General features: G+C 75.2%; 7 protein-coding genes. 4 read left to right on the top strand and 3 right to left on the bottom strand.

Annotated elements, in window-relative coordinates; translation table 11 throughout:
* The first annotated feature begins 50 nt into the window (after positions 1–50).
* Positions 51–251: a DUF397 domain-containing protein gene (locus ACYVIP_RS41480; RefSeq protein WP_460406584.1), complete on the top strand. Its 201-nt coding sequence runs from the start codon at positions 51–53 to the stop codon at positions 249–251.
* A gap of 26 nt (positions 252–277) precedes the next feature.
* Here the strand turns inward: ACYVIP_RS41480 and ACYVIP_RS41485 are convergent, their stop codons facing one another.
* Both ACYVIP_RS41485 and ACYVIP_RS41490 read right to left on the bottom strand, forming a co-directional pair.
* Entirely contained in the window at positions 278–1723 is a 1446-nt protein-coding gene (locus ACYVIP_RS41485; protein ID WP_460406585.1) for an aldehyde dehydrogenase family protein, read from the bottom strand.
* Positions 1724–1741: 18 nt separating this feature from the next.
* The gene (locus ACYVIP_RS41490) at positions 1742–4729 is read right to left on the bottom strand and encodes a non-ribosomal peptide synthetase family protein (protein ID WP_460406586.1); all 2988 of its coding nucleotides are present in this window, start codon (positions 4727–4729) and stop codon (positions 1742–1744) included.
* Positions 4730–4845: 116 nt separating this feature from the next.
* On the opposite strand from ACYVIP_RS41490, the gene ACYVIP_RS41495 reads away from it, so the two are divergent.
* The 3 genes from ACYVIP_RS41495 to ACYVIP_RS41505 are packed head-to-tail and all read left to right on the top strand — an operon-like array spanning position 4846 to position 8392.
* Positions 4846–5826: a TauD/TfdA family dioxygenase gene (locus ACYVIP_RS41495; RefSeq protein WP_460406587.1), complete on the top strand. Its 981-nt coding sequence runs from the start codon at positions 4846–4848 to the stop codon at positions 5824–5826.
* The gene (locus ACYVIP_RS41500; RefSeq protein ID WP_460406588.1) at positions 5826–7022 is read left to right on the top strand and encodes an aminotransferase class V-fold PLP-dependent enzyme; all 1197 of its coding nucleotides are present in this window, start codon (positions 5826–5828) and stop codon (positions 7020–7022) included. The genes ACYVIP_RS41495 and ACYVIP_RS41500 overlap by 1 nt, the downstream gene beginning before the upstream one ends.
* Positions 7019–8392: a hypothetical protein gene (locus tag ACYVIP_RS41505; protein ID WP_460406589.1), complete on the top strand. Its 1374-nt coding sequence runs from the start codon at positions 7019–7021 to the stop codon at positions 8390–8392. The genes ACYVIP_RS41500 and ACYVIP_RS41505 overlap by 4 nt, the downstream gene beginning before the upstream one ends.
* Here ACYVIP_RS41505 and ACYVIP_RS41510 read toward each other — a convergent pair.
* Positions 8356–9019, bottom strand: a 664-nt coding sequence (locus tag ACYVIP_RS41510) for a condensation domain-containing protein (protein WP_460406590.1), incomplete at its 5' end; no start/stop codon positions are given. The two genes, ACYVIP_RS41505 and ACYVIP_RS41510, sit on opposite strands and share 37 nt — an antisense overlap.

Raw genomic sequence — 9019 nt, forward strand, 5'->3', positions numbered from 1 at the left:
CGGAGCCGGTAGTGCTCGGCGACGGCCATGAGTTGTAGGGAGGTCCGTGCATGCACACCCCGGTCCCCAGGAACGCGGGATGGCGAAGGTCGTCGCTGAGCGACGGGGGCGAGAACTGCGTCGAGCTGTCGCAGGGAGCGGACTGGGCAGCCGCCCGAGACAGCAAGAACAAGGACCGGTCGTTACCGCTGACCCCGGCGGCCTTCACCGCGTTCCGCGGTGCGGTGAAGACCGGCCGACTCGACGGCTGAACGCGACCGCGAGTCCTGGATGGCTTTCAGTCCGTGGCGGGCGATCCGGGACCGATCACGATGTGCTTGACGGACTGGAACTCGTGGATCGCGGCGGGGGACAGGTCGACGCCGAAACCGGAGGCCTTCACCCCGCTGTGTGGGAACTCCGGGGCGAGGCTCAGGTGGTCGTTCACCCAGACCGTTCCCGCCGCGATCGTGCGGCCGAGCCGGTGGGCCCGGTCGAGGTCGCGGGTCCACACGCTGGCCGACAGCCCGTAGTCCACGGCGTTGGCCAGGGCCAGCGCCTCGCGTTCGCCCGACACCCGCTCGACGTGCAGCACCGGGCCGAATACCTCCTCGCGCACCAGCCTGGCCTGCGGCGGCACGTCGACGAGCACGGTCGGCGGGAAGTAGTAGCCGGTGGTGTCCTTCGGGCGGTGGCCGCCGGTCAGCGCCCGCGCGCCGAGCCCGATCGCCTCGGACACGTAGTCCTCGACCCGGTCGCGGTGCCGGGCGCTGGTGAGCGGGCCGACGTCGGTGTCGGGGTCGCGCGGGTCGCCGACGACCAGCGTCTCGACCTCGGCCACCAGCCGCTCCACGAACTGGTCGTAGCAGCCGTCCTGCACGTAGGCCCGGGTGGCGGCGATGCAGTCCTGTCCGGTGTTCACCGCGAGACACTGCGCGGTGACCTGGGCCGCGGCGGCCACGTCCGCGTCGTCGAACACCAGCACCGGGGCCTTGCCGCCCAGCTCAAGCGCGACCCGCTTGAGTGAGCGGGCGCCGGTGGTGAGCACGTCCCGGCCGGTGTCGGGACTGCCGGTCACGCTGAGCACGGCGATCCCCGGATGCGCGGCCATGGCCCGCCCGGTGACCGCGTCGCCGAGCACCACGTTCAGCACCCCGTCGGGGAACTCGGTCGCGTACTCGGCCAGCAGCAGCGTGGTCCCCGGGGTCTGCGGCGCCGGCTTGAGCACCACCGAGCAGCCGGCGGCGATCGCCGCGCCGAGCTTCCACACCGCGGTCATCAGTGGGTAGTTCCACGGCGTCACCAGCCCCGCCACCCCGAGCGGGTCCCGCCGGAAGATCGACGTGCGGCCCGGCATGAACTCCCCCGAGCGCTGCCCGGACGGGTCGCGGGCGGCGCCGGCGAAGTAGTCCAGCGCGTCCACGATCAGCGGGAACTCCTCGGCCAGCATCGCCTTGTGCAGCGGCTTGCCGGTCTCGGTCGACTCGGTGGCGCACACCGTGTCCCGGTTGTCCCGCAACGCCTTCGCCAGCCCGCTCAGCAGCGCGGCCCGGTCGGCCGGCGTGGTGTCGGCCCACGGCCCGGCCTGCGCCCGGCGCGCGGCGTCCACGGCCGACCCGACGTCGGCCTCGGTGGACTCGCGGTAGGTCGCCACCGGCCGCTCGGTCGCCGGATCGACCACCGTGCACACCCGCCCGGACCCGGGCACCCGCTTGCCGTCCACGTAGTTGTCCAGCTCGTGCACCGATCGCCTCCTGTGCGTTCAGTCGGATCGCCCGGCGAGCGCGGCGGTGACGACACGCGCCAGCTCGGCCGGCCGGGTGGTGAGGAAGTAGTGGCCGCCGTCGGCCAGCTCGTGCAGGTCCACCCGGGCGGCGAGTGCCCGCCAGGCGAGGTGTGCGGTGGCCGGTTCGGGGGTGCTCGGGTCGTCGGCCGCGAGCACCACGGTGACCGGGACGTCCAGCGGTGCCGGCGGATCGGCCAGCAGGCCGGCGAAGTACCGGTCGGCGGCGTCGCTGTCGCGGCGGTAGGCCGAGGCGATCCGGGTGGTGTTCCGGTCGTCCAACCCGGCCAGTTCGGTCAGGCCGCTCTCCGCGCTCAGCTCCGCGACGATCCGCGCGTCGGTCAGCTCGCCGGTCCGGTCGATCGACCGCAGCCGGCCGACGGCGTCGCCGGGCAGCTGCGCGCTGAGGAAGACCCTGGCCACCGCGTGACCCCGGTCGCGCAGCAGCCGGGCGGTCGCCAGCGCGCCCGCCGTGCCGGCCGAATGCCCCCACAGGAACACCGGCGTGGTGCCGAGCGCGGCGATCTCCCCGGCGGCCGTCTCGGCCGTGGTGGGCACGTCGGCCGCCGTGGGTTCCACGGCGTGCACCGCGAGTCCCCTGCCGCGCAACGCGTCGGCCAGCGGCAGGTAGTTCACCGCGTTGCCGCCGGCGTGCGGGAAGCACACCAGCACTCCTCGGCCGCGCTCGCCCGGCGGGCTGAGCCGGTGCAGCGACGCGGTGTCCGCCGCCGCCTCCCCGGCGAGCACCGTGGCCAGGTCGGCGAGCACCGGGTGGCGGGTGATGTCGGCGACCGAGATCCCGCCGTCGAGGGCGATGGTCAGCCGCAGCGCCGACAACGACGTGCCGCCCTGGTCGTAGAACCGGTGTTCCCGGTCCACCCGCTCGACCGGCAGGCCGAGCACCGCCGCCCAGGCGCGTGCCACCCGCCATTCGGCCGGCGTGACCGGCGCGCGCACCGGCTCGGCGGTGCTCCCGGTGATCGTGGCGAGTGCGGTGCGGTCGACCTTCCCGTTCTCCGTCAGTGGCAGGCGGTCCAGCCAGAACAGGTGTGCCGGCACCATGTAGTCGGGCAGTGTGCTGGCCAGCGCGGAGCGCACCGCGCGCACCGGTACCGACGGCGGGCCGGCGTAGCAGCCGACCAGACTCGGGTTCGCCGCGCCGTTCCCGGCGACGATCACGGCCGCCTCACGGACCCCGGGCACCCGCAGCAGGCGGTCCTCGATCTCCGCCAGCTCCACCCGGAAGCCGCGGATCTTGACCTGGTGGTCGCGGCGGCCGAGGAACTCCAGCCGGCCGTCCGGCGCCCACCGGCCGAAGTCCCCGGACCGGTAGAGCCGCTCGCCCGGCCGGTGGGGGTCGGGCACGAACGCCGCCCTGGTCCGCTCCGGATCGTTGACATAGCCCCGGCCGACGCAGACCCCGGCGAACACGATCTCGCCCGGCGCGCCGAGCGGCACCGGCATCAGGTGCTCGTCCACGACGAGCACCCGGGCGCCGGGCACCGGCCGGCCGAGCGGGACGCGGCCACCCAGCGGGCCGGTGAGCACCTCGTGGGTGGTGTCGTCGGAGGCCTCGGTGGCGCCGTAGGCGTTGACCAGCCTGGTCGCCGGGCAGGTGGCGAACCAGCGGTCGACCAGCTCCGGTTTGAGCGCCTCGCCGGTGGCCGACACCACCCGCAGCGCCGGCAGCGCTCGCCGCGCCAGCTCGCCGAGCAGGATGTCCAAATAGGACGGTACGACCTGGAGTACCTCGATCCGGTTGGCGGCCAGCTCGTCGACGAACCGGCCGATGTCGAGCTGGGTCTCGTGTGGGACGAGCACGCTGCTGCCCCCGACCAGCAGTGGCGCGAGCAGTTGCCACAGCGAGATGTCGAAGCACTGCGGCGCGGTCTGCGCGACCGGCACCCCGCGGGCGATGCCGAGATCTTCGACCTTGGCCAGCAGGTGGTTGAGCATGCCGGCGTGCTCGCACACCGCGCCCTTGGGCTCGCCGGTGGAGCCGGAGGTGAAGTAGATGTAGGCGGCCCGGTCGGCCGGCACCGCGATGTCCGGCACCGCGATCGTGTCGCCCGGTGCGGACGCGTCCAGAGGGAGCACCGTGGCGGTGGTGTCCGTGACGGCGTCCGTGACGGCCGCCCGGCCGGCCTGGTCGGTCAGCACGAGCCGGCAGTCGGCCCTGGTCAGCATCGCGGTCACCCTGGCGGGCGGGAACCCCGGGTCGACCGGCAGGTACACACAGCCCGCCCGCAGCACGCCGACCACCGCGGCCGCCCAGTCGAGGTGGCGCTCGGCGCACACCGCCACCACGTCCTCCGGCCCGGCGCCCCGGTCCAGCAGCGTCGCGGTGACCCGCCTGGCCGCCCGGTCCAGGTCGCCGTAGGTGAGCCGCCGCTCGCCGAACACGACGGCGACCAGGTCGGGGTGGTCGCGTACCTGGTCGGCGAACAGGTCGTGCCACCGCCGGTCCGGCAGGTCCCGGTCGCGGCCGGCCAACTCGCCGAGCTGGAACCGCAGCTCCTCCTCGGCGAGCAGACACGACCGGTGGTGGGGCAGGTCCGGCTCGCGCACGGCCGCGCGCAGTGCCGCGCCGTGGTAGCCGGCGATCCGCGCGGCAACGGCCGGCTCCGCACGACACCGCAGGGTCAGGCCGGCGGGATGGCGGGTCAGGCCGAGTACGACCCCGTCGGGCAGCACGGTCTCGCAGGCCGGGTCACCGGTGTCCACGCCCAGTTCGGCCAGCGCCGCACCGACGTGCTCGACCAGCTCCCGCCACGTGCGGTCGGCCAGATCCACCTGGCAGGTCAGGACCTCCGTGCCCACCCGGCACCCGACGCGCACCTGGCGGTCGCCGCCGAGCAGCCCGACCACCGTGGCGTGGGCCGCGACCACCAGCGCCGCCGGCAGGTCGCCGGGGAAGGAGACGTCGTGGTCGACGACCGGGCCGGCCGGCTGTCCTCCGTCCGCCATGCGCCGATCATCGACGAGCGCACCGGCACCGGCCGAGTCCGGAGAAGACCCGACATCACAGGGCCGCGTGCCTGGGTCACAGTGACCGTGTTCCCCGTCTGTGATGAAGGAGCCTCATGGTCGTTCCCGGCGTGGACGGTACCCACCGCCGGGCCGTCCGGCTCCTGGCGGACACCTCGGCGGCCCTCGCCCGGCGGGGCGCGACCGCCCAGACCACGTTCGCCGAGTTCCTCGACGAGGTGCCGGCCGAGCTGGTCGACGCGCTCACCCCGCTGGTGCCGCTGCCGGACCGGACCACCGGCTACCGGGTCATCCCCGGCCTGCTCGACGTCCGCGACGCGGGACCCACCCCGGCCTCGTGGGGTGCCGAGCGGGGGATCGACGCGCACGCGCTGGACATCGCGGTGCTGCTGGCCGGCGCGGTCATCGGCCAGGTGATCGGCTGGGCTGGCCAGCAGGATGGGCGGCTGGTGCACGACATCGTGCCCAGCAGGGGCTCCGAGCACCTGCAGGTCGGCGCGAGCAGCCTCACCTCGCTGGAGTGGCACACCGAGGACTCCTTCCACCCCGACCGCGCCGCGCTGCTGCTGCTGGCCTGCGTGCGCAACCCGACCGGGACCGGCAGCCGGGTGGCCAGCGTCCGCGAGACGACCCTGTCCGCCGCGCAGCTGGCCCACCTGCGCCGCCAGGCGGTGACGATCCTGCCGGACGACTCCTACCCGGCCACCGCGAAGTCCACATCGGACAGTGGGGTGATGACCGTGTGGGACGCCGAGGACGGGCTGTGCCTGCGCTACGACCCCTCCTACACCACGGTGTTGCGCGCGGACCCCGAGTTCACCTCGGCCTACCGGGCGCTCGGCGAGCAGTTGGAGGCGTGCAGCCGCACGGTGCCGGTCGGCCCCGGCGACCTGCTGCTCATCGACAACGACGTGGCCGTGCACGGCCGGGCGCCGTTCGTGCCGCGCTACGACGGCACCGACCGCTGGCTCAAGCGGGTGCTGATCCACCTGCCGAGGCCGCGTCCGGCCTACGAGCGACTCGAGGACGGGTTCGGCCAGCGGCCGATCGGCCCGCACCCGGCCGGGGCGCGCTGATGGACGTCCTCGACCTCGACCTGGGGATCGACCTGCCGGCCATGGCCGACCAGCCGATGCCGGCGCAGTTCCCCGGGCTGCGCACGGGAGTCAGCCGGTTCGACGGCCCGGGCGGCACGCTGGTGCACGCCGCCGTCGGCCAGGCGATCGCCGCCTATCTCGGCAGCGAGCACGTGGCCAACGACCACGGCGCGTTTCCGGCGAGCCGGTACTCCGACCGGATCGTCGAGTGGGCCGCCGGCCGGGTGCGCGACCTGCTCGGCGCCCCCGGCGGCCAGGTGCTCTTCGGCGCCAACATGACCGTGCTGACCACCATGGTCATCCGGGCGCTCGCCCCGACCATCGGGCCGGGCGACGAGATCGTGTGCACCGAGCTGGATCACGAGGCGAACGTGCTGCCGTGGCGGGCGATGGCCGCCGCCCGCGGCGCGGTGGTGCGCACCGCGCGGCTCGGCCGGGACGGGGTGCTGCCCGCCGCCGCGGTCACCGACCTGATCGGGCCGCGTACCGCGTGGGTCGCGGTGACCGCGGCCTCCAACGCCCTCGGCTCGGTGCCCGACCTGCCGGCGATCACCTCGGCGGCGCACGCGGCCGGGGCCAGGGTGTTCGTCGACGGCGTGCAGGCCGTGGCCCACCTGCCGGTCGACGTGGCCGGGTGGGGTGCCGACGCGTTCGTCACGTCGGCCTACAAGTGGTACGGCCCGCACCTTGGCGCGCTGTGGCTGACCGACGAGGTCGCCGAGCCGCTGCGACTGGTCGAGCAGGTGCCATCGGCAGGCGACGACCTGCCCGGCCGGCTCGACCTGGGCACCACGAACTTCGAGGCGGTGCTGGGCACCGGGGTGGCGGCCGCGGTGCTGCGCGGCTGGGACCGCGCGGCGGTGGCCCGCGCGGAGGCGACCCTAGCCGCCACGCTGCGCTCCGGGCTCGACGCGCTGCCCGGGGTCCGGGTGCTCGGCCCCGGCGCGGGCGTCCCGGTGGTGTCCTTCCAGGTCGAGCACCGCTCGGCGGACGAGGTCGCCGACCGGCTGGCCGAGCGGGGCGTCAGCGTGTGGCACGGCTCGTTCTACGCGACCCCGGCCCTGCGCGCGGTGTCCCCGGCCGACCCGTCGGCCGTCCGCGCCGGCATCGCCAGCTACACCACCGAGTCCGACGTCCACGCACTCCTCGACGCCGTCCACACAGCGCGCGGGTGAGCGCGCTCGACCAGGTCGCCGACTCGGTGCGGCGCGAATGGGCGGGGCGGTCGGTGGTGCTGGTCGCCGAACATGTCCGGGGCGGCATCCTGGCGCTGGCCGAGGAACTGCGGCGCGCGGGCGCGACGGTGCGTGCCGTGGTGCTCAACACCCGGCGCCCGGCCGCGCTCGGCGTCGACCACGTGTGGAGCTGCGCGGACCACGGGCTCGACCTGAGTCCGAGCCGCTTCGAGCAGTGGCTGTGCGACCCGTCGCCGGAGCTGCTGGCCTGGCTGGACGCGCTGGACCCGGCCCGCGACTGGGCGGTGTTCGGCACCACCTACGCCCAGCTGACCGACCTCGGCGGCCGGCCGGCGCGGGGACGCTGGCGGCCGGCGTGGGCGGCCTGGGAGGACAAGACGCGGGTGGACGAGCTGTGCCGCCGCGTCGGCGTGCCGTCCCCGCCCCACGAGGTGACCTCGGCCGGCGACCCGGCGCTGCCCGCCATCGCCGCCAGGGTGGACGCCGGGCGCGGGGTCGTGCTGGCGGCCGACGCCAGGGATGGCGCGACCGGCAGCGCGCACGGCCTGCGCTGGGTGCGCGACCACGACGAGCTGCGCACCGCGGTCGAGGACGTGCGGCACACCGCGGACCGGGTGCGGGTGGCGGCCTTCGTCCCCGGCGTGCCGTGCAGCGTGCTGGCCATGGTGCTGCCCGACGGCGTCGCGGTCTTCGACCCGTTCGAGATCGTCACCCTGCGGGTGCCCGCCAGCGGCCGGCTGGTCTACGGCGGCACCTCGACCTGGTGGCGACCGGACGCGTCGGCCGTCGACGAGATTCGGGAGCACACCAGGGCACTGGGCGCCGAGCTGGCCAGGACGGCCGGCTATCGCGGCATGTTCAGTGTGGACGGGGTGCTCGGCGAGTCCGGTTTCCTGATGACCGAGCTGAACCCGCGACACGTCTCCGGGTTGGGGCTGCGCGCCGGCTGGCCGGAGTTCCCCACCCGCCTGCTCAACCGCGCCGTGCAGGACGGCGACACCCACGGCGTGCGGCACGCCGAGCTGGAGCGGGCGGTCCGCGACACCGTGCGCGCGGTCCCGTCGTGCTCGCTGTGGTGTCCGGTGCCCGGCCTGCCAGACGGCGCGGAGACCAGCACGACCGTGCGGCTCGCCGGCGGCGAGCACCGCGTGCGCCACCGGGCCGAACGCGCCGGGGCGTGGCTGCTGGGCGTGGATCCGGTGCCCGCCGGTGGCCTGCTCGGCCCGACGTTGGCCGCGCTCGCCCGCCGGCTCGGCGCGACCGACGCGCTGGTCGCGTTCGACGACGACTCGGTGCGTTCCCGGTGGCCGGCTCAGTCGAGCACGTCGGCCACCGAGGCGCGTGGCTGAGCGCCCAGCCGGCACACCACCGACCGCAGCCGCGCGAGCAGCGCCTCGGCCCGGTCGGGCGCGAGCAGCTCCGGCCGGTAGGTCGCCCGCAGCACCAGCCGCTCGCCCGGGGTGACCACGACACTGAACGTGTAGTGGGAGTCCTCGACGACCTCGACCCCGGCCACCCTCGGCGCGTCCGGCCCGGCCGTGACCCGACCCGGCTGCAGCGCGGTGTTCTCGAACACCACCAACGTGTCGAACGGCTCTGGCCAGCCGGCCAGCCGCTGCACGTCACCGAGCCCGAGATGCTGGTGCGCCGCCAACCTGGCCTGGCCGGCGTGCACCGCCGACACCACCGAGGCCACCGGGCTCGCCCGGTCGACCAGGACCCGGACCGGGATCGTGTTCACCACCGGACCGACCAGCTCCGCCACGCCCGCCACGCGCGCGGAGCGCACGGAGACCGTCGTGCCGAACACGACATCATCACGGCCGCACTCGGCGGCGAGCAGCATGCCCCACGCGGCGTGCACGATCGACGCGACCGTGACCCCCCACTCCCGGCCGAGACCGGCGAGCCGCCCGGTGGCGTCCCGGTCCACCTCGGCGTGCAGCTGCCCGCGTTCCGCGCTCGGCGGCCCGCCG

Source organism: Actinophytocola sediminis (assembly GCF_054779715.1).